Here is a 21,398-nt window from a genome sequence, read left to right on the forward strand (position 1 = left end):
TTCAGGAGGACGCATATGGTTTATGTAGCGATTTTGATTTTCTTGATAACGTTGCTTTTTGTCATTTGGCAACCGAAAGGATTAAATATCGGCTGGTCGGCAAGTGCCGGAGCGATCCTTGCCTTGCTATTTGGCGTGGTCAGCTTCGCGGACGTCGGCACCGTAACTGACATCGTGTGGAACGCCACCTTGGCGTTTGTGGCCATTATTTTAATCTCATTGGTGTTGGATGAAATCGGTTTTTTTGAGTGGGCTGCATTGCATATGGCGCGGCTGGCACGCGGAAACGGCCTGCTCATGTTTGTATTTATCATCCTGCTGGGATCGGCGGTTGCCGCCTTGTTTGCCAATGATGGCGGGGCCTTGATTATTACCCCGATTGTGCTCGCCATGGTCCGGGCACTTAAGTTTGATGAAAAGATGATCCTGCCGTTTATTATGGCCAGTGGGTTCATTGCGGATACGGCTTCCTTGCCGCTTGTCGTCAGCAACTTGGTTAACATCGTATCTGCGGATTATTTCAATATCGGTTTTGCGGAATACGCAAGCCGCATGATTGTTCCGAATTTCTTTTCCGTCATTGCGAGCCTCATTGTGCTGTATCTGTATTTCCGGAAAAGCATCCCAAACAATTACAATCTCACGCAGCTAAAAAGGCCGAAGGAAGCCATTAAAGATATGCGGCTGTTCAAGTTATCTTGGGTCATCTTAGCCGCGCTGCTCGTTGCGTATTTTATCAGCGAATTATTCTTGATCCCTGTTTCCATTATTGCCGGGGTTGCCGCGATTGCCTTTTTGTTCGCGGCGAGAAAAAGCCCTGCGATTCATACCTGGAAACTGGTAAAGGGCGCTCCCTGGGCTGTCGTGATCTTCTCTATCGGCATGTATGTGGTCGTTTATGGCTTGCGTAATGCCGGACTTACGGATGCACTAGGCAGCTTGATTCAAGCGGTCGCAGACAAAGGGTTATTTGTGGCTACCGTAGGTATGGGCTTTATTGCAGCCATCCTGTCGTCCATTATGAACAACATGCCCACGGTCATGATTGATGCGCTGGCCATTCAAGGCACACAAACCGATGGCTTCATTCGTGAGGCGCTGATCTATGCGAATGTGATCGGCTCTGACTTAGGACCGAAAATTACGCCAATCGGCTCCCTGGCCACGCTGCTTTGGCTGCATGTACTATCCACGAAAAACGTGAAAATTAGATGGGGCTATTATTTTAAAGTCGGCATCTTGTTAACCATTCCCACGTTGTTCATAACGCTCACCGGTCTTTATGTATGGCTTTATGTTCTCCAGACGCTACAGGTGAATGTATGGCTATGTATTGCGGTGATTGTGGTCGTCCTGGTGGTAGTTGCAATGATCATGAAGTCTTTTATGGGAAGTAAACAAACGAAAAGAGTTCATCAAGGTGATTAACGAATTGAAATTAAAGGAGATTGTTCACCATGGAGAAAAAACCGTTAATTTATTTTTTGTGCACCGGAAATTCTTGCAGAAGCCAAATCGCGGACGGTTTTTTAAACGCGCTAGGCAGCGACAAATATGAAGTCAAGAGCGCAGGTCTTGAAGCACACGGACTGAATCCGCGTGCGGTGCAAGTCATGCAAGAAGCTGGCGTAGATATTAGCAAAAACACCTCCGATGTGATCGATACGGACATTTTGAATCGCGCCGACTATGTCATTACCTTATGCGGCCACGCCGACGAGCATTGCCCTGTGATCTCCAACAAGAACGTAACGAAATGGCATTGGGGTTTTGATGATCCGGCAAAAGCAACCGGAACGGAAGAAGAAATCATGAACCAGTTCCGCACCGTTCGTGATTCGATTAAAAGCAGGATTGAACAATTCGTCAAAGAAGGGAAATGAGGTGGCGACGATGATTAAACGAATGCATGTTGCTTTAAACTGTACGGAGCTGAACAAGTCTTTAGATTTCTATCGCGCTTTTTTTGGGGCAGAACCGAGTAAGGTTAAAGATAATTACGCCAAATTTGAGTTAGAAGAACCGGCGCTTCATTTTTCGCTCAATGTACGTCCCTTCGAACAAAAGGGTGTTCTGAACCACTTAGGATTCCAAGTGAATAATACGGAAGAAGTGCTGGCCATGGGGGAAAGGCTTCGTCAAAGCGGACTGCTGCTGATTGATGAGATGAATACCACATGCTGCTATGCGTTGCAGGATAAAGTTTGGGTATATGATCCGGACGGCAACGCCTGGGAGATTTTCTACACAATAGAAAATTCCGAATTCGAATCCGCCGGTGAAGCCAGGGATTTGTCTCTGTGCTGCGCACCGCCAGCGGCCCTGATTCCGATTGAGTTTGGATCGTTTAAAAAAGGAGTATAGTCCATGGCGTCTGAAAAAACCTACCATGCTTTGATTCCGAATAAAATTTTCATGGGCGCGGCAACTGATGTGGAATCGATGGTGAAAAATGAAGGGATCGACGTGATCGTGGATCTTCGCGGTGAAGCGACGGAATGCGCCTATCCAGCGGCGAGTGCGAAATGGATTCAAATTCCGTTAGCGGATCATGCCGCTATGCCGCAAGAGAAAGCCTTCGAGCAAGCGATCCAGGCCGTCACCGAAGCGTATCACCAAAACAAGAAAATTGCTTTTCATTGTGGCGGAGGAAAGGGACGGACCGGTACGGTAGCCGCGGGCACCTTGCTTGCCTTGGGATTAAGCGATACGCTTGACGAAGCCGAGGCCAAGGCAAAGAGCATTCGCAAAATCATAGATATTAAGCCTTCACAAAGAGAATCTCTGAACAAATTATATCCCGGCAAATAAGCTCGCAAGAAGCCACTCAATCGAGTGGTTTTTCTTTTGGTGTAAAAATACTTGCAAATTGCAAATTATTAATGTATAACTAAGTCATGAGGTGAATCACAGTGGAAGATGTTCGCGAACTATTTCAGATCATGACACGCCGTTTTGGGTTTCTCAATAAAAATTGCTGCTCCGCCGGTGGCTGCGATATTACCTTAGTGCAAAGCCATATTCTTTACGAGATCGATCGTCAGCATCAACCGTCCATTCAACAGGTAGCCGAGGCGTTAGGGACAGATATTACGACCTTTAGCCGACAAATCCAATCGTTAATCAAAATGAATTTGGTCAAAAAATCGCCCGATCCGGACGATCGCAGGGTGTATGTGCTTTCGCTCACGACAGAAGGGAAGTACGTGGCCACGACGATTGACCAGCAAATGAACGCTTATTTAGCTGAAGTTTTCTCTCACATGAACGATTTTGAAAAAGAAACGGTCATTCGCTCCATTAAGCTTTTGAATGAAGCGATGTCAAAATCCAGCCTATGCTGTTCCACCCCCATCGGGTGATTTCTTTTCTCTTATACTTGCAATTTGCAAATAAATTGGAGGGTATTGGGTATGAATGAGGTACTTGATACGATTATCATTGGAGGGGGGCAGGCGGGTCTTGCATCCGGCTATCATCTTCAGAAGAAAGGACTTCGATTTCTGACTTTGGACGCGGGCGAAGAGGCGGGCGGCTCGTGGCCGCGTTATTACGATAGTCTCAAACTGTTCTCTCCAGCACGTTTCTCGTCGATGCCAGGCATGAAGTTCCCCGGCGATCCGAATAGCTATCCCAAGCGTGATGAAGTCATTCGTTATCTACAGGATTATCGAGCAAAATTTCAATTGCCGGTTCGGACCAATCAGCGCGTAGCATCGGTCGAAAGGGATGGAGAAGGGTTTACGGTCCGTACGAAGGTAGGGGATACGTTTCGGGCGCGCACCATTATTAATGCGACCGGCTCATTTCACAATCCCTATACGCCAGTTGTGCCGGGGCAGGAGGCGTTTCAAGGCCGCACACTTCATTCCTCCGAATACCGGAATCCGGAGCCATTTCGCAATCAACGCGTAGTGGTGGTCGGGCGTGGCAATTCTGCCGTACAGATCGGTGTTGAGCTGGCCGAGGTGAGCAAGACGTCTTTAGCGGTACTCCGGCCGGTCCAATTCATGAAATCAAGGCTGTTGGGTCAGGATGTGCATTTTTGGATCAAACTGATTGGATTTGACGCCTTTCCATTTTGGCGGTTCGGGAAAACTGCGCCGAGTTCAAGTGCGGTGAACGATTCGGGTGGGTACAAAGAAAAAGTAGCAGAAGGAAAACCGGATCAACAACCGATGTTCACATCCTTTTATGAGGATGGCGTCATTTGGCCGAACGGGACAAAAGAGCTGGTGGATACTGTGATCTTTGCGACAGGCTACCGGCCGCATCTTCCCTACCTTCAAGCGATTGGCGCGTTGGATGCGGAAGGAAGGCCGTTACATCAAGCAGGCATAAGCGACGTTCCGGGGCTTTATTATGTGGGGCTGGAAGGGCTGCGTTCCTTTGCTTCTGCTACCTTAAGGGGGGTGGGGCCGGACGCGCAGTTTGTTGTTAGAAAGCTTTTGCATCATCTTAAACACTGAATGCTTACATTTTTTGATAAAAGGATGGGACCGACTTGAACCTCAATTGGTTTGCTGCGGAAATGCTTATGAAACAACGCCAAAGGGAAATCGAACGATCGGCTAGAGAAGCGTGGAAATGGTCAGACGCTATGCGAAAGCAATCGGTCCGATTCTTTAACCGACGGCCAATCATTCGTGCAACACCAACGGCTTGCTGCGCTGAGAGCTGCTGTTGATTGTATAAAAAATAGACTCTCGGAGTAGCTGGTGACTTTACCGCGAATCTGTGTGTGAAGACTGGAAAATCTCCTTCGCGGAACTGGATTTCAATGGGATTTACAAAAAAGGGCACAGCGAATAAGCGTAGCATGAAGGTTTTTTTAAAAATTGGCTTTAGGCTGCGAAGAGAATCGATTGTAGGTCGAGCGTTCTCTCTTCCGCCCATGCATCCATATGCTGGCACATCATAATGCCGTAAAGGCGTATGGTCCACATACGGGTGCTACGGTGTTTGGCGGCTTCTAGCATATAGTCCACTTTCTCCCGTTTGTTGCATCGCTCGACGGTGGTGCGTCGGCTGTAGATGCGTTTCCACTCTTCGCTCCCCCGAGCGACGGGTGGAAACAAGCGGGGATTGTCCTTGGCGTACAGGTAGATGGTGCGCCCGCAGGAAGCATTCGAGCAAGGAGTATCACAAGTGAGTACGCGGTTCTTGACTAACGGACAGCGGTATTTCCGGCGGCGACGAGCGTAATCGAATCCATCGCTTTTCATTTCAAGTCCCTTTTTACAAATCGGGATTCCGTGCGGTGAAAGGGAGATGTCATCTTTGTATTTGAGGATCCCCGCCTTGCGTTTGTTAAGGTCGATGAACGGCTCGACTTGCTTGTCCAGAAAGTGCCGGTAAATCGGCATCGCGTCGTGCGCAGCGTCAAGAAGCACCTTCTTCCAGGCCCACCCAGGGAAGCGACTGCTAAACTCTCCGCTGCTGACCAGAATGGAGATGGAGTCGTGCCTGGAAGCACGATGAAGGCGCGGGTAGAGAGGAAGGTCATGCTTGCTGTCGGCGGCGGTCAGCATGTACAAGTGGTAGCCGTGAAAGTAACATTCGCGGGAGCTGTCCCAGCCAACATCACAATCCGGTTGCGTGTAGAGACGTTTGCACGAGCAGGAAGGGAAGCCCTTTTCCCGGCAATCGCACAACCGTTTGCTTCGAGGGAAAGCGGAAGTTCGCAGCGGTGTACCGTCAGCGGCAATCGAAAGGTTTTGGACGTCACCAAGCAGACCAAGGGAGGCCGAGATCATTAAAAATTGTTCGCGAAAGAGCGCAAACAAAGTGTCACACGGGGATGTCACCCTAGATAACGGATACTTGGCGATGCGCGCAGCGAGACGTTCTACCTTACCGGTTGAAGTTGTCGGCGCCTTCTCTCCCTTCTTGCCCTTCGGGGGCTTTGAGAGAGCAGGTTTCATACGACCAGTTAGATGGGCTTTGGGGGAGCTCCATAGGCGGCGAAAGAAATCGTAAAACGTACCGACACCCGGAATATGACCGGGTTCGAAGCCGCTGAGGATCGCGAAGAAATCGCAGCGATGGAGTCCTGCAACCCAACGAGTCACTGACACTTCCTTCATCTGAAGCATAAGCAGGTAAGAGCGTAGCAGATTAGCCGGATCGTGAGGAATGGGACCTTTTACATGAAAGGTATGTTGAAGCAGCGCGGCGGTACCGGATAAGTCGGTAAGCCAAAATTTCAGCAATAACGGCAGATCCTTGGCGATGAAAGGCAGGAAACCGCGAGGATAATGCAGGCGAAGCTGATGCACCACAAAATGTTGATACTGGGAATGAGTGCGTACTTGGGGAAACACGAGGAGCACCCCCGGACTCAGAAGATAGGGATAAAATGGAATATCCCTTCTTGCCGATTATTGGGGCGTTTTGAAAAAGTCAAGTAATTTCGACAGTTCGGGTAAAAATATTTTCCAGTTTTTCGACTATTGAAATGGAGTGAAATGAAAATAACCCAAGGTCCTAAAGCCTTGTATTATCTGCCTCGGCAAATACCGAGAGGCTATAAAAAACTAAGGAGTGATCTTTCATGAATCAAGTGAGTAATGATCAAATTCGTCAAAACGTTCGGAATCGGTATAAAGAAATCGCCTTACAGGACGTAGGGGCAGGGTCCTGTTGTACGCCAACGCCAGCCAATGACTGCTGTGGTTCGGCCGCGGATGTTTCCGCTAAAATGGGCTACTCGTCAGAAGAATTAACAGCCGTTCCGGATGGGGCGAATCTGGGCCTCGGCTGTGGCAATCCGCAAGCGATTGCCGCTTTGCAACCGGGAGAAGTCGTGCTGGACCTGGGCAGCGGCGGCGGGTTTGATTGCTTTCTTGCCTCCCGTCAGGTGGGCGCTTCCGGCCGCGTCATTGGTGTAGATATGACACCGGAAATGGTCAGCCGCGCCCGTGAAAATGCCAGTAAAAGCGGATTTACCAATACGGAATTTCGGCTGGGCGAGATCGAGCATCTGCCGGTTCAGGACCATTCGGTTGACGTAATTATTTCAAACTGTGTCATTAATCTGTCCCCATCGAAGCAGCAGGTTTTTGACGAGGCGTTCCGTGTGCTGCGTAACGGCGGCAGACTGGCCATATCGGATGTCGTGGCAACAGCCGATTTTCCGGATGAAATCAAGCAGGATATCGACCGTATCTATTCAGGGTGCATTTCAGGAGCTTCTTCCATCGGCGAACTGGAGGCCATGCTTGCACAAAGCGGTTTTACCCAAATTGAGATCGAACCTAAAGACGAATCCCGGACGTTCATCAAGGATTGGATTCCTGGCGCAAATGTCGAACAATACCTGGTGTCCGCCGCGATACGTGCCATCAAGCCTTGAGCCATGACGGGCCGAGCTGCACTCCCTAATAAGGAGTGGAGTGTGCTGACTTCCGCTCCTGCAGTCGCTAAATATGCGCTTCATATTTTCGACCGGGCTGAATTTTTTATGCTGCTGCTTGATATCACTGCTGAAGAGTTCAACATAATAGTCAAGCATATCGAGTGTAGCGTGACCAAAAATACGCCGGAGGGTAAAAGGATCGCCGCCATTCAAAATGTAAAACTTCGCCATCGTATGTCGGAATGTATGGGGCGGGACCCGAACTCCTTTTAAGTTTGCGGCGAGGCCATATACCTGCATCTACTCCTGTAATGCTCTGGTGCTAGGAGTGATAAAAAAATGGATAATTGTTGCCAAACGTCCATTGAAAAGCAAGTATCGCTTGCCAATGCCCTGTTTGTCATCAAAAGGGCAAAAGCGTTCAACTGATAACACTCAAAGCATTGCTACGATCTACAGCGTTAGAAACCATTCATCCAGAATCGTCATACGCATTTTGTTCCAATTCATCTTGTGTGATCTATTTTAGCGATTTGCAGACCTATGGCAAAGATACACTGAAAGTTTCGGTGTTTCAGAAATACGATTCATTGGATGTGCCTGTTTGCTACTGTTTTGGATGGATGAGAGAACGCTTATTGCAAGCGGTTCAAGTAAATCAAAGTCCAACTGAACATATTCGTGAACAAGTGCAAGCGAACCGCTGTGGTTTTGAAGTACATAACCCACAAGGAGCCTGTAGTTTGGGTAACGTTAACACGTTCATTCGAAATCTCGACAAGTGTTAGTCTCTTGTCAGCTTTTAGTAACAATGCTTACGAAAAGAGCCTAAATAAGCAGGTTTTTCCTACACTGATGGGTCATCGGCACTTATTTTGTTTTTAGGCAGTACAAATCGATTATTCAAGGTTCCGTTCCTTAGTGAACCCAGTTTCGATCAATACCGAACATTTCCTTATCGTGGAGATGTTCGTTGTCTTCCACTTGAATGGTAGCATGACCAATTTGAAATTTTTGGGCAAGAACGTTCTCAATTTCTCTTATAATAGTCTGAGCTTCCTTCACAGATAAATTTCCGTCAACGCGGATGTGACCGCTCATCGCATTTCTGTTTGACGTCAAACTCCATATATGTAAATCGTGAATATTTTTCACGCCTGAAACAGAGCGAATTGTCTTTTCGACATCTTCAAATTGAATTCCAACAGGCGTTCCCTCCATTAAAACCACATAGGTTTCTTTGATAACGCGCCATGCTCCAAAAGCAACCAATACTGCAATCAGTATGCTCAAGATTGGGTCGAGTATGTACCATTTCGTGAAATACATGATAATACCAGCTACAATGACACCAGCCGACGCCGCCGCGTCGCCCAAAACGTGAAGCATCGCACTTCGAATGTTTACATTGTTGGCTTGGTCCCTCATGCCGAGTCCGATATATAGATTCACGACAACCCCAACTGTCGCAGTGATAAATAACACCAGTCCCTCAACCGGTACTGGGTTCAGAATCCGTTGATAAGCTTCTCCTCCGATAAAGAATGCAATTCCGATTAGTGTCAACGCGTTTAAAAGCGCAGCGAGTATGGTGATTCGATGGTATCCGAATGTCATTTTGCCATGCGGTTCTTTCGTCGACATTCGGATAGCCAGCCACGCCACAATAAGCGCTGCGACATCGGTCAGCATATGCCCCGCATCGCTTAGCAATGCCAAGCTGTTTGCCCAAATGCCACCGATCACTTCAGCCGCCAACACGATGGATCCCAAGAAAATCGCTTTCTTCAGTTTGTCTTGAGCAACATGGACGTGTCCACCCCCGTGAGAATGCTTATGCCCATGATGGTCGGAGGTATGGTCATGATGCTGTTGACTGTGTTCATGAGAATTATGAGTAGACAGCCCATCATTTTTTCGTACTTTCATCTAACTTCCTCCTGGTGCTGAAAAATTACGAAAGAAAGGCGCAATGTATGCGCCTAAATAGCTTTCAGTTTATAACCGCAGCTTGGGCAAAAAGCTGCGCTTTTGGTACAGACGTTTTGCAATTTGGACAATTTTCTGTATCGGGTACCGGCAAATGAAGTTAGTTTCGTTAAATTGTTGAGCGGGCCACCTTTTCATATTATTCCGGCTTATTTCCAGCGTTCGGATCTGCAACAAAGTTAGTTTTATAATCTGTATATTTTAATTCTGTAACCATACCAGCAGAAGCGTGATGCAAATCATGACAGTGGAACATCCAGTTCCCTTCATTATTTGCCTTGAATGCGACAACATATTCTTCACCCGGCTTCAAATTCAACGTATCCTTGATGACTGGAGATCCTTCAAGAGGTTTTCCGTTCTTGCTTAGTAGTTGAAAGAAGTGACCGTGCAGGTGCATCGGATGGTCGTCAGTCTTTGAGTTATTGACGAGGCGAACCTTGACGGTATCTCCTTCTTTAACGTTTATCGGTTCGGTTTCCGGAAATGTTTTTCCGTTTATCGTATAGACCATTTCGCCTTTTTTCATTTCCGTGTTCAAATTCATCGTGTATTCCAACGTATACTTCTGACCTAATGTAAAGTTGGCTGTGCTTGCTTGGCCGTAACGGCTCATGTCTACAGCCGTCAGCTTCTCCGTTTCATTCGCCTTGTCTGAACCGACAGGAGCCCCTTCATAAGTTATCGTGGCTTTCATCCCTTTAACAGCAGCTTTGTCGCCGTGGTCTTCGATCAACCATTGGCCTGGATTGTTGGCAACAAATTCAATATCGTAACGCTCTCCTGGAGCGATGCTTACGACATTATCTTTCAGGATACCTGGATTGTTTATAGGCTGCCCGTCGGTAGCAATAACTTTGAATTCATGTCCGTGCAAATGAATTTGATGAGACAGATAGCCCGCATTTATCAAACGAATTCTAACTTTATCTCCTTGCTTGACAGGGAGATGATCCACTAACGAACCGGATTTTCCATTTATGGTATACAGATCGTACATACTCATATCGTGTCCCATATTCATCGTACTATGATCCATGCCGGACATATTCCCAGCGGAAATATTCATATCGGATTTATTGTCTTTGCTATCAGAGTTGCCCATATTCATTTTGCTATGATCCATTTCCGACATGTTGCCTCCGGACATATTCATGCCGGACATTTCCCCGGAGCTCATCCATTCATCGAGGACAAGCGTATAATCACGATCAACGCGGGTGCCTTCTTTTGGCTCGACGATAAAGGACCCATACAATCCGCGATCCAACTGATTTACGCTATCCTGATGTGAGTGGTACCAGTATGTGCCAGGGACATCTGCTTTAAACTCGTACGTAAACGACTGGCCCGGCTGAACCGCGTTTTGCGTTACACCTGGAATGCCGTCCATAGCGTTTGGTACAGGAACACCGTGCCAATGAATTGTAACTGGCTCCTGCAGCTGGTTCTTCAAGTTGACTTTTATCGTTTCACCTTGTTTTACCCGAATTTGCGGGCCAGGAACAGAATTGTTGAATGTCCATACCGGCAAAGTTTTTCCAGGGGCGATTTCCTGATTGCTTGCAGATGCAGTCAAATTAATTTCTTTGCCCGTTAAAACAGTTGTCTTTTCTGTTTGAGCATCTGACGCCTTCGGAGATTCTTTTGTCCCTTCCATATTCATTTTCGAGTGATCCATTCCATTTGAACCGGTACAGCCAGCCAATATAATGGATAAACCCCCGACTATAATCATACTTTTGAGCTTCCAACCAGTCTTCATTGCTTTCATCCCTTTCTGTATTTGAACATCCGATAGATCAATCATAGTCGGTACTTATGTAGAACTTTTGAAGAAGAATACGAAGGGATATTGTCCGATTCTTTCGTGCACATCATCCGTTCAGTAGGCATAAGCTGATAAAAATTGTATAAGGGGAACTTTGAATGCAGGATATAAGCGCACTATGCCAGCAGTTTGCACATATTCTTGGCGGGGAGCAGAAAGTAGAGCATGGTGTATGTATGGTGAATAGAGATCGTTCACATATTAAAGTCAGCATATTGGGAAGACCGAGCCATTCCGGACTTGCTCTCCATTCCATGTGGTCATTTGAATCAATGGATTCTCAGGGAAGGACATTAAACTTGGGGGAAACAGCACTTCTCCAAGATGAAGTTTATCCATTTAATTGGCATTTGCAAAAGAACGGGATTATACTGTCTGCTTTGCATAACCATTGGTTAATGGACAATCCCCATCTTATTTATGCACACTATGCTTCTGTTGAGGAGCCGCTTTCCTTCGCAAGAAAAGTAGCGGAAGCTTACAGAGTACTGAAATAAATAAGTTTTTCAACCATCGAAGGCATTATGAAAACCAGGTTCCTTTCTCTTATAAGGACCTGGTCTTCCTTTTTCTAAAAGGAACCTTGTCCATTTACCGCAGATTCTCTACACGGAATCTTCACAAGTTAAGGATATCCTTAATCGAACAGCATGGCAGGGGGGCTTTGAAATGAGGGTTGTCTTATTTATGATTGGGGATTTTCCTGTAAGGGCATATGGTACGATCATTGCTTTCGCCATCCTCCTCTCGCTTGGGGTAGCCCTCTATTTGGCTAAGGGAACGGAATACCGTAAGCATCTTTGGGATGTCGTTTTTTATGTTATCTTGGGAGCAATTGTGGGAGCTCGTTTATGGGAGGTCGTCTTCTTTGAGGGAGGATATTATTCACAGCATCTTCTCGAATCGTTCGCGATTTGGAAGGGCGGTTTATCCATTCAAGGAGGGCTCGTAGGGGGATTTACAGCCGGTCTTATTTATTGCTGGAGTAAAAAAATTAATTTCTGGGAATTTGCAGATATCGTGGCACCGGCGATTATTTTTGGGCAAGGAGTAGGTAGAATCGCTTGTCTTTTAAATGGGGATGCCTTTGGATCGCCAACGGGTTCGAGTTTTGGGCTTGTCTATCCACCGGGCACGATTGCCTATGACACTTACGGTTCCCAACCATTGTGGCCTGCGGAAGTGTGGGAAGGCCAATGGGACTTCGTTGTATTTGGGATTCTGCTTGCACTTAAAAACCGATCTTGGCCCCGCGGCTTTATTTTCCTGTCCTATAACATCCTGTACTCGCTGGGGCGCTTCATGTTGGAAATGCTTCGGGGGGATACGCCTAGATATTTATTCCATCTTACTGCCGCGCAGTGGACAAGTATTGGTGTCATACTCATTTCCCTTGTATTTATCCTGCGGAACTATCTTTCCTCTAAAAATACTCGAAGTACCTGTATATAATAAGAGTATGATAAAAAAAGGGATAATCCTTCTACTTTATGTGGCTGGAATTGCAGCTATCATTACTTACAAACAACCAATGCTTATGTGGCTGGCACATAGCGATATGGAACGTCTTCCCTGGATGATCGGAGCTGCGATTTTGCTAGCCGCAGTACCCGCCGTCCCTTTTGGGATTGTAGCCGGGATCATGGGGGCTCAATACGGACCCGTTTGGGGTACGCTGATTAATGTTGCCACTTCTGCAACAGCCGCCGCTCTCCAATTCCTTGCCGTTCGGGTGTTGTTTCAGAAACAGGGGCGGCAGTTCGTAACGAAGTTCAAACGGATTGAGCATTTCATCTTATTTTTAGAGCGTAATGCGTTCCTCGCAGTGATAACGGCCCGGCTTCTTCCTTTTGTCCCGGCTCCAGTTATCAATATAGCCGCCGCGATCAGCCATATGAGCTTCGGCAGCTTCTTCCTTGCTACGGTAATGGGGAAATTCCCGGTGATGGTTCTATTTGCCATCCTGGGAGACAAACTGCTGTTTTCGAGCGTTTCCGGTATGATCTGGCCGCTGATTATTTATGCGCTTTTCCTAATGACCGTTTATGCAGGCTATCGCTGGCTGTACATGACGAAACTTTCGAAGCCGGATTCGGAAGAATAAACGATTGCTAAGGGGAGACTGGATAGTAGCGGTCCGCCCTTTTATTATTTTGGGTAAGCACTATAAAGTTGTGGAACGGTTAAACTGTTTTTCTGGAGGGGCGTTATGAAAACCATATTAGTTGTTGATGACGAGTCCAAAATTCGAGAAGTTGTCGTGTCGTACCTGAAAAAAGAAGGCTTTCAGACTTTAGAAGCCGAAACCGGCGCTGATGCGATTCGAATCGTACAAAACGAAGCGGTTGATTTTGTCATTCTCGATCTCATGCTTCCGGATATGGAGGGGGAACAGGTCTGCCAAACTATTCGTCAAATCCATTCGGTTCCGATTCTAATGCTTACCGCCAAGGTTTCGGAAAACAACCGGATCAAGGGGTTATCCGTGGGAGCCGACGATTACTTAATTAAGCCGTTTGATCCGCGCGAAGTAGTAGCACGGGTGCGGGCCATCTTACGGCGTACGGACGATCATTATTTACTTGCCGATCGCCTTGCCTTTAATCAGGGCGAACTCACGATCGATTCATTGAAGCAGCAGGTGCACTGCAGCGGTGAACTCGTAAGCTTGACACCGAATGAATACAAGCTGCTGCTTATCATAGCGAAATATCCGCAGCGCATTTTTTCCCGGGAAGAGCTCGTGGAACGAGTGCTTGGTTATGATTTTGAAGGCGATAGTCGTACGATCGATCAGCATGTGAAAAACATACGGCAAAAAATAGAACGCGATCCCAAGTCCCCCAAATATATTGTGACGGTGTACGGAACCGGCTACCGTTTTGCAGGAGGAACAGCATGAACCGGCTGCACACCCGTTTGGCACTGATCATTATAGGAATTGCTGTCGGCATTGTCTTGATCTCAACCGTCAGTCTTATTATGACAACACACTATCACTTCTCTATGTATCAAGCACAGGCGGGTATGAGTCATGAATTTCCGGCGCTGGATTACCATTTAGAACAGGCGCTCATGCAAACGATTGTATGGACGAGCTTGATTTCAATTTTGCTTGCGATTTTTCTCGGGTTTTATGTGGCCAGGCGGATTTCGGCTCCCCTCGTGCATATGACTCACGTTGCGGAACGTATGACGGGAGGGGAGTGGAACTCGCGTGTGGTAATCCGCGGCAAAGATGAGCTTGCAGATTTGGGCGCATCTCTAAATACACTGGCGAGTCAACTTCAACAGCATGAGCAGCTACGCATGACGATGACGGAAGACATTGCTCATGAGCTGCGAACCCCTTTAGCTACGCTCAAAAGCCATATGCGTGCTTTGGAAGACGGGATTTGGGAGCCTACACCGGAACGTATCCATTCGTGCTACGAAGAAATCGAGCGATTAGCGCAGCTCGTGGCTGAACTGGAAGACCTGACCTACGTGGAATCACCCGGTTTTCAGTTGGTGAGAAAAGAAGAATCGCTCGCGGCGATCATAGAAAGAGGAGTGCAACTAGTCACTGCTGCTTATCGTGAAAAAAACGTACGTCTATCGGGCAACGCCAGCCCTCACATCCGGGTTAATGTTGATCAGGATCGCATGATTCAAGTTCTTGTGAATCTGCTTAGTAACGCTCTGAAATTCACCCCCGAACGGGGAGAGGTGCGAGTAAAGGGAAGCGAGGAGAGGGACCATGTGCTTATCCAGGTTCATGACACGGGGACGGGAATACCGCAAGAGGACTTACCTTATGTGTTCGAGCGATTTTACCGGGCAGATAAGTCTCGCAATCGACGGACCGGCGGCAGCGGTCTCGGATTAACCATTGTTAAGGAATTGGTTGCAGCACATGGCGGGGATATTTCTGTAGAAAGTTGGCAAGGTACGACGTTTACGATTCGTATTCCAAAAGGAAAATAGATGTTCTACATAGGATCTTCAAAAGTATTGTTTACACTGTTAGCGTATGTATTCCAAATGAATGATTTGGAAATAAATGTGGGACACTTGATTGAGGTCCCTTTTTAAAGAAATAGGGGGATGTTCTTTGAAAAAAATGACAATGCTTTCACTAGCGGTTGTGCTATTCATTGGGATGGCTGCATGCTCAATTAAAACGGCGGAAGGGCCGAACTCCAATACGAACACAACCTTTATGCACTTGCATGGCCTTGGTTATTCCGCAGACGGAAAGCGCCTAATGATCCCGGTTCACAGTGGGTTAAAAGTATATGCAAATGGCGCTTGGAGTGATGCTCCGGGAGAGAAGCACGACTATATGGGTTTCTCTGCTGTGGATAACGGATTTTACAGCAGCGGCCATCCGGCACCAGGTTCGAAGTATAAAAATCCTTTGGGGCTTGTGAAGAGTACAGATGATGGGAAAACCATTGCCGTTCTCACTCTTGAAGGAGAAGTTGATTTACACGGTATGGCTGCTGGTTATCGTTCGCATATACTGTATGTGGTAAATCCACAACCCAACTCAAAGATGAACCAGGCGGGGCTTTTCTACAGCAAGGATGAAGGGAAAACCTGGACAAGCAGTCCTGCAGCTGGTCTTCAGGGGCAGATGACGACGATCGCCGTGCATCCTGACAAGGAATCGATTGTCGCTATCGGCACAACAGCGGGGGCCTATTTGTCGAAGGATCACGGTCAAACGTTTACGGCTTTGGTTTCAGGGCGTCCAATTTCGGCCATAACGTTCATGAACTCCGGCGATGTGTGGGTTGCCGGTACCGGTCCAGATGCTTCGCTGGTCAAAATCAATACGGAGAGTACAGTTTCGGTAACGCTCAAATTGCCGACCAAGGATGAGATCACGTATGTTGCCCAGAATCCGGCAAATCCAAACGAGTTGGCTATAGCAACGGAACAAAAGGATGTCTATCTCTCCACAGATAGCGGCGCAACGTGGACGCAAATTGCAGATAAAGGCAACATGATCAATAAAAAATAGGGAGGTTTTTTGATGAAAACAGGATGGAAAGTCGGATTGGTTTCCGTGATTACGGCTGTGGCCCTAACTGGATGCTTTAATAAATCAAACACTTCCGCCACACACGATATGAACAACATGGGCCAGCAACAAAACGGTGCAACCCAAAGTTCGAGCAATCCGGTATCGATGCCCTGGATCGCCTCAAAAAACACGACGCGCATCAACACAAGCGACCCAGTAGAAGCGGCGGTGCTGGTTTCGAAAACATTGTGGATGGCAACCAGTGATGCGAATCGGCCCGGGGGCGTCATTCTTGCGAACCCGAAAGATTGGCAAATTGCCTTGGTTAGCGCAGATTTGATTCATCATCCCAACAATGGACCGGTGCTGTTTGTGAATAAGGATGGCGTACCGGATGTAACGCTTAACGAATTGAAGCGACTGAAACCGATGGGTGTCGACATGAACAAGGGAACTCAGGTTATATTGGTCGGAGATCTTGATCCAAAGGTAGAGGAACAGGTGAAAGTGCTCGGTTACAAGACGGATAGAATCTCAGGAGGGAATCCGGCGGCTGTAGCCAAAGCTGTCGATGCTTATTATGCCGCCGTCTCAAAAGAAAATCCTCCTTCGGTGATCGTAGGTTCAATGGACAGCGAAGAATACACGATGCCGGCCGTAAATTGGATCGCCCATATGCCGGAACCGCTGCTCTACGTTAAGAAAGATGAGGTACCCCAAGAAACGATTGATGCTTTGAAGACGCGAGGCGGCAAAGCCAACATTTATATTCTTGGCCCCGAAACGGTCATATCAACGAAAGTACAGGAACAACTGGGCCTATACGGGAAAGTGGTTCGTATTTCGGGTAACGACCCGTATTCGAATTCGGTTGCCTTTGCAAAATACAAAGATTCGGCGACAGGATTCGGATGGGGAATTACAACGCCGGGCCACAATTTTTCGTTCATCAATAAAAATTCTGCGGCTTTGGCGCTTGCAGCAGCTCCATTCTCACATCTGGGCAAACATGCGCCGCTCCTTTGGACGGACAAAGACAAGCTGCCAGATGCGGTCATGTCCTATGTGATGTCCGTCGAACCGAAGTATAAAAAGGAGCCGACCGAAGGGCCTTACAATCATGCTTGGTTAACGGGAAGTGAGGACGTTCTGTCCGCCGCGGCGCAAGGTGAGATCGATTCGATGCTGGAAATCGTGTCCGAGTCCGGAGAAGGCCATGGAGGGCACGGAGGCAGCAATACGAACGCAGGAACTCAACCAGACACAGGTGGAGGCGGCGGGCATGAAATGGGCAGTATGCCGGGGATGAAGCATTAATTAAGGGGCCTACTCCTGTAAGGTTGAAGAAACGTCATAAGCCAAGCTTTTAATGAACAAGGTAACGACGATGCTTTCGTTTCAGATTGTCCAATCCCTAAAACCAGTCATACACACGAATAAGTGTGTTTTGACTGGTTTTTGTATTGTACAAATGATTCCCGTGTTTGTCATTTTAATGATTTGGAACTGACGATACATACAAAATCATTACGCGGGGAAATAATAAAGGGGTAAATTACAAAAACGGAGGAACGTTTATGACAGCTACCGTGGATTCGTCCGTCACTCAGTTTCAAACTTGTATTGACGCGTGCAACAGATGTATGCAGGCATGTGAAGAATGTTTGATTTCTTGCTTGAAAGAGCCCGATGTGCAAGCCAGAATTCACTGCATCAATATGCTTCGTGACTGTGCGAACATCTGTGCATCAGCTTCGCAATGGATGTCTCGCGGAAGCATGTATGCCAAACAAATTTGTCAATTGTGTGCAACCATCTGCGAAGCCTGTGCAACTGAGTGCGCCAAGTTCCAAGATGCGCATTGCAAAGCTTGTGCTGACGAATGCCGAAAATGCTCCGACGAATGTAGAAGGATGGCTGGGTAAGCAATGAGGGTGGATTATTCACCCCTGTCAAATTTTTATCAACAAATGGGATGGTTGCTGCGGCAACCATCCCATTTGTTGACCAATCCGTTTTGAGTTATATCAATAAACTAACAAGAGTCCCTATAGTTTTTGCGGAATAAGGACGTTGTGCATACTGCTCAGCTAGTGTTTCGATCTTCTTCGCTATGTATTGAATAACCGCTTTGGGCACTTCGAATTTATGTGAGAGGAACCGCGCTTTGTATTGGAAAAACTTAAACAGTATGGCAACCCCCAACCCAGTTTCTCCCTATTTTTTCCGACTTGCTGCATTTCGTTAGGAAGAAACGTAAAATGCTCAATTCATTCGTTCAGCTCCCAATTACGCTTCACATGATCCCCCTCTGAGAAAAGTTCCTACTGGTAAGAATAAAACTAAATTCGGCACTTTAAGGGAATAAATAAAAATTATCTTGACTGTGTACCGTAGTACATGGTTTACACTTAAAACGGGGAGGTGAACCATGAGTTATCGTTCCGGAGACATATCAAAATTCTGTAATGTTAATAAAGAAACGCTAAGATACTATGAACGAAAGGGTCTGATTCCGGAACCCGTAAGATCGGATGCGGGCTATAGGCTTTATCCGAAAGAAACGGTAAAACGGATCATGTTCATTAAAAGTATTCAAGAGCTTGGTTTTACGTTATCTGAAATTGATAAATTGCTTGGCGTCGTTGATAAAGATAGTGTGAGATGTGCGGATATGCACGATTTTGTTATTCAAAAGCTTGAAGATGTTAGGTTGAAAATTAGAAACCTCGTGCGAATCGAATGTGTGCTTAAAGATTTAAAAGATCGCTGTCCGGATGAAAAGGCAATCCATGAATGCCCAATCATCGAAGCGTTAATTGACAACGAGGAGGAGGTCCAATGAAAGAAAATGCAAAAAAAATCGGATGGGGCTTTTTAGCTTTGGTTTCCTGTCCTTGCCATCTTGTTTTAATTCTCCCTCTGATTGCTGGTACGACGTTTGGTGCTTATTTTGCTACCCATCAAACAACGATCAGTTTGATTTTGGGGATCGTTTTTGCGATTTCCATTTTGATGATCTTCAGAAAATTGAATAAACAAGAAAAAAACGATGCAGAACATGATTGCTGCTCGGTTCCAAGGCGCTAGCCATGGTTCTTTTTTGAGTTGGCTGAAAGAGAGCTATTTTAAGAAAGGGTGTTTTATGTGAGAGGGATGGGGGAATGATGATGGTATTGTCAGATTTATTATTAAGTACGGCATGCGGTATTAATGAAAATCAGCAGTAGCTGTGCAAACTACAAATGCAAGTGCAGTTTTAGTGTACCTAACCGTTCAGAAACCTTTACGGTGACAGGGCTTGATTGCTGCCCGCCTTCCGATGTTGTAGATTTGATTTCAAAGATAGTCGGTGTTAGTCATGTAGACATTGAATAAAATAAATTCAATCATCAATTAACAATTTGGGTTTGGAATCAATGGAGGATAAAAATGGGAAAATACCGCATAAACGTACAAGGAATGACTTGCAGTGGGTGTGAAGAACACGTTGCAACGGCACTTGTAAACATTGGAGCTGTTAATATTAAAGCGAGTTTTCGCCGCAATGAAGCCACGTTTGAATTGCCCGATGGCGTTGATATCAAAACGGCACAAAAAGCGATCAACGAAGCAAAATATCAATCCGGAAATGCGGAAATAATCGAGTCTCATAATGCTCCCGTTCTTGGGGGTGAAGGCGACTATGATTTTATCATCATCGGATCCGGTGGGGCAGCGTTTGCCGCCGCGATTCAAGCGGTTGAACATGGTGCAAAAGTCGCGATCATCGAGCGAGGCACGGTTGGCGGAACCTGCGTAAACATTGGCTGTGTGCCATCCAAAACTCTGCTTCGTGCAGGGGAAATCAATCATTTAGCCAAAAGCAACCCTTTCTTAGGACTTGCTACATCGGCTGGAATTGTGGATTTAGCAAAATTGATTGAAGAAAAAAATGAACTTGTAGCCAACATGCGTGAACAAAAGTATGAACAGTTAATTGGTGAATACGGATTTGAACTCATTCGCGGCGAAGCGAAATTCATTGATGAAAAAACCATCGAAGTGGGTGCGCGAAAGCTTACCGCAAAGCGATTTTTAATCGCAACAGGTGCATCACCCTACATTCCGGATATTCCAGGATTAAAAGATGTAGAATATTTAACAAGCACATCCCTACTTGAACTAAACCGATTGCCTAAAACGCTTGCCGTCATTGGCTCCGGATATATTGCACTAGAATTAGGTCAGTTGTTTCATCAACTAGGCTCTGAAGTTACGCTACTTCAAAGAAGTTCCCGCATTTTAAAAGAATATGACCTTGAAATTTCCGAAGCGATGACAAAAGCAATCACCGAACAAGGAATAACTCTTATTACCGGCATCATATATGACCGGATTGAAGCAAATGGGCACTTGAAACAAGTTCACATTACCGTAAATGGCGAAAAGAAATTGATTGAAGCCGAGCAACTTCTAATTGCAACCGGCAGAAAGCCAAATACCGAAGATTTGAATCTTTCTGCCGCAAACGTAAATGTAGGCGCTAAAGGCGAAATCGTGGTTGATGATTTTTTAAAAACTTCAAACCCAAGAATTTTTGCTGCAGGCGATGTCACGATGGGTCCGCAATTTGTGTATGTGGCTGCGTATGAAGGAAGGATCGCGGCAGATAATGCCATTGGCGAGTTAGAGAAAAAAGTAAATCTTGAAGCTGTTCCGAGCGTTACGTTCACTTATCCTTCCGTTGCTACCGTAGGACTTACGGAAGAACAAGCCAAAGCCGAGGGGTATGAAGTGAAAACATCTGTTTTGCCTTTGGATTCTGTGCCTAGAGCACTTGTCAATCGCGAAACAACTGGTGTATTTAAGTTAGTGGCTGATTCTAAATCGTTAAAGGTGCTCGGTGTTCATATTGCCGCTGAAAATGCCGGAGATGTGATTTACGCCGCGACATTTGCCGTTAAATTTGGTTTAACGGTCGAGGATCTACGCGACAGCTTAGCGCCATATTTAACTATGGCTGAGGGATTAAGACTGGCAGCTCTTACGTTCAATAAAGATGTATCTAAATTATCCTGTTGTGCTGGATAAAAAATGAGCTATTTGAAAACAGCCTCATCTAGGTCATAACAAAAGGAATGAAACCAGTCAAACACTAGTTTTGTGTTTTGACTGGTTTTTTCTTTGCGATATTTACCGCTTTAATAACTTATATTTAATTACATCTA

The 21,398-nt window shown here is 46.4% G+C and carries 24 protein-coding genes; 20 read left to right on the top strand and 4 right to left on the bottom strand.

The window, feature by feature from the left end; translation table 11 throughout:
- Positions 1-15: 15 nt before the first annotated feature.
- From B5M42_RS10090 to B5M42_RS10115, 6 genes are all read left to right on the top strand, one after another.
- A complete protein-coding gene (locus tag B5M42_RS10090; RefSeq protein ID WP_134752308.1) occupies positions 16-1,428 on the top strand; it encodes an arsenic transporter in 1,413 nt (470 codons plus the stop codon).
- A 29-nt stretch (positions 1,429-1,457) separates the two neighbouring features.
- Entirely contained in the window at positions 1,458-1,883 is a 426-nt protein-coding gene (arsC, locus tag B5M42_RS10095) for an arsenate reductase (thioredoxin) (RefSeq protein WP_134752310.1), read from the top strand.
- A 10-nt stretch (positions 1,884-1,893) separates the two neighbouring features.
- Entirely contained in the window at positions 1,894-2,364 is a 471-nt protein-coding gene (locus B5M42_RS10100; protein ID WP_134752441.1) for an ArsI/CadI family heavy metal resistance metalloenzyme, read from the top strand.
- A 3-nt stretch (positions 2,365-2,367) separates the two neighbouring features.
- Positions 2,368-2,811, top strand: coding sequence for a protein-tyrosine phosphatase family protein (locus B5M42_RS10105; protein WP_134752312.1), 444 nt, complete (start codon positions 2,368-2,370; stop codon positions 2,809-2,811).
- Positions 2,812-2,912: 101 nt separating this feature from the next.
- Positions 2,913-3,362: a MarR family winged helix-turn-helix transcriptional regulator gene (locus tag B5M42_RS10110; protein WP_134752314.1), complete on the top strand. Its 450-nt coding sequence runs from the start codon at positions 2,913-2,915 to the stop codon at positions 3,360-3,362.
- Between the two features lie 51 nt (positions 3,363-3,413).
- On the top strand, positions 3,414-4,469 hold the full coding sequence (locus tag B5M42_RS10115; RefSeq protein WP_134752316.1) for a flavin-containing monooxygenase: 1,056 nt from the start codon (positions 3,414-3,416) through the stop codon (positions 4,467-4,469).
- A gap of 375 nt (positions 4,470-4,844) precedes the next feature.
- Here B5M42_RS10115 and B5M42_RS10120 read toward each other — a convergent pair whose 3' ends face one another.
- Positions 4,845-6,323, bottom strand: coding sequence for a transposase (locus B5M42_RS10120; RefSeq protein ID WP_134752318.1), 1,479 nt, complete (start codon positions 6,321-6,323; stop codon positions 4,845-4,847).
- Positions 6,324-6,553: 230 nt separating this feature from the next.
- On the opposite strand from B5M42_RS10120, the gene B5M42_RS10125 reads away from it, so the two are divergent.
- The 3 genes from B5M42_RS10125 (at position 6,554) to B5M42_RS10135 (ending at position 8,145) form a co-directional block, all read left to right on the top strand.
- On the top strand, positions 6,554-7,354 hold the full coding sequence (locus B5M42_RS10125) for an arsenite methyltransferase (RefSeq protein WP_134752320.1): 801 nt from the start codon (positions 6,554-6,556) through the stop codon (positions 7,352-7,354).
- A gap of 42 nt (positions 7,355-7,396) precedes the next feature.
- A complete protein-coding gene (locus B5M42_RS25505; RefSeq protein ID WP_329959285.1) occupies positions 7,397-7,630 on the top strand; it encodes a hypothetical protein in 234 nt (77 codons plus the stop codon).
- 170 nt (positions 7,631-7,800) lie between these two features.
- Positions 7,801-8,145: a bacterioferritin-associated ferredoxin gene (locus B5M42_RS10135; RefSeq protein WP_230632831.1), complete on the top strand. Its 345-nt coding sequence runs from the start codon at positions 7,801-7,803 to the stop codon at positions 8,143-8,145.
- Between the two features lie 130 nt (positions 8,146-8,275).
- Here B5M42_RS10135 and B5M42_RS10140 read toward each other — a convergent pair whose 3' ends face one another.
- Both B5M42_RS10140 and B5M42_RS10145 read right to left on the bottom strand, forming a co-directional pair.
- Positions 8,276-9,286, bottom strand: a complete 1,011-nt coding sequence (locus B5M42_RS10140) for a cation diffusion facilitator family transporter (RefSeq protein ID WP_134752322.1) — start codon at positions 9,284-9,286, stop codon at positions 8,276-8,278.
- A gap of 199 nt (positions 9,287-9,485) precedes the next feature.
- Complete coding sequence (locus B5M42_RS10145; protein WP_134752324.1) at positions 9,486-11,111, bottom strand: multicopper oxidase family protein; 1,626 nt, start codon at positions 11,109-11,111, stop codon at positions 9,486-9,488.
- A gap of 164 nt (positions 11,112-11,275) precedes the next feature.
- Here B5M42_RS10145 and B5M42_RS10150 point away from each other — a divergent pair, with 164 nt between their 5' ends.
- From B5M42_RS10150 to B5M42_RS10185, 8 genes are all read left to right on the top strand, one after another.
- A complete protein-coding gene (locus tag B5M42_RS10150; protein WP_134752326.1) occupies positions 11,276-11,674 on the top strand; it encodes a DUF1259 domain-containing protein in 399 nt (132 codons plus the stop codon).
- 172 nt (positions 11,675-11,846) lie between these two features.
- Positions 11,847-12,629 carry a prolipoprotein diacylglyceryl transferase gene (lgt, locus tag B5M42_RS10155; RefSeq protein ID WP_134752328.1) on the top strand — a complete coding sequence of 261 codons (783 nt, stop codon included), beginning with the start codon at positions 11,847-11,849 and terminating at the stop codon, positions 12,627-12,629.
- A gap of 7 nt (positions 12,630-12,636) precedes the next feature.
- Positions 12,637-13,281, top strand: a complete 645-nt coding sequence (locus tag B5M42_RS10160) for a TVP38/TMEM64 family protein (protein ID WP_134752330.1) — start codon at positions 12,637-12,639, stop codon at positions 13,279-13,281.
- Positions 13,282-13,386: 105 nt separating this feature from the next.
- The gene (locus B5M42_RS10165; RefSeq protein ID WP_134752332.1) at positions 13,387-14,079 is read left to right on the top strand and encodes a response regulator transcription factor; all 693 of its coding nucleotides are present in this window, start codon (positions 13,387-13,389) and stop codon (positions 14,077-14,079) included.
- Positions 14,076-15,143 carry a sensor histidine kinase gene (locus tag B5M42_RS10170; RefSeq protein WP_134752334.1) on the top strand — a complete coding sequence of 356 codons (1,068 nt, stop codon included), beginning with the start codon at positions 14,076-14,078 and terminating at the stop codon, positions 15,141-15,143. The genes B5M42_RS10165 and B5M42_RS10170 overlap by 4 nt, the downstream gene beginning before the upstream one ends.
- 136 nt (positions 15,144-15,279) lie before the next feature.
- Positions 15,280-16,185, top strand: a complete 906-nt coding sequence (locus B5M42_RS10175; RefSeq protein ID WP_134752445.1) for a F510_1955 family glycosylhydrolase — start codon at positions 15,280-15,282, stop codon at positions 16,183-16,185.
- 12 nt (positions 16,186-16,197) lie between these two features.
- Entirely contained in the window at positions 16,198-17,505 is a 1,308-nt protein-coding gene (locus tag B5M42_RS10180) for a cell wall-binding repeat-containing protein (protein WP_230632832.1), read from the top strand.
- A gap of 260 nt (positions 17,506-17,765) precedes the next feature.
- Entirely contained in the window at positions 17,766-18,113 is a 348-nt protein-coding gene (locus B5M42_RS10185; protein WP_134752336.1) for a four-helix bundle copper-binding protein, read from the top strand.
- A 97-nt stretch (positions 18,114-18,210) separates the two neighbouring features.
- Here B5M42_RS10185 and B5M42_RS25735 read toward each other — a convergent pair whose 3' ends face one another.
- Positions 18,211-18,393: a DUF4158 domain-containing protein gene (locus B5M42_RS25735; RefSeq protein WP_134752338.1), complete on the bottom strand. Its 183-nt coding sequence runs from the start codon at positions 18,391-18,393 to the stop codon at positions 18,211-18,213.
- 226 nt (positions 18,394-18,619) lie between these two features.
- Here B5M42_RS25735 and merR point away from each other — a divergent pair, with 226 nt between their 5' ends.
- From merR to merA, 3 genes are all read left to right on the top strand, one after another.
- Positions 18,620-19,033 (top strand): Hg(II)-responsive transcriptional regulator, encoded by a 414-nt coding sequence (merR, locus tag B5M42_RS10190; protein ID WP_134752340.1) that lies wholly within the window; start codon positions 18,620-18,622, stop codon positions 19,031-19,033.
- Positions 19,030-19,278 carry a hypothetical protein gene (locus B5M42_RS10195; protein WP_134752342.1) on the top strand — a complete coding sequence of 83 codons (249 nt, stop codon included), beginning with the start codon at positions 19,030-19,032 and terminating at the stop codon, positions 19,276-19,278. Before merR ends, B5M42_RS10195 begins: the two co-directional genes overlap by 4 nt.
- Positions 19,279-19,620: 342 nt before the next feature.
- On the top strand, positions 19,621-21,261 hold the full coding sequence (gene merA, locus B5M42_RS10200) for a mercury(II) reductase (protein ID WP_134752344.1): 1,641 nt from the start codon (positions 19,621-19,623) through the stop codon (positions 21,259-21,261).
- Positions 21,262-21,398: the final 137 nt, after the last annotated feature.

The sequence above is a fragment of the Paenibacillus athensensis genome (assembly GCF_004514475.2).
GTDB classification, from domain to species: domain Bacteria; phylum Bacillota; class Bacilli; order Paenibacillales; family NBRC-103111; genus Paenibacillus_AL; species Paenibacillus_AL athensensis.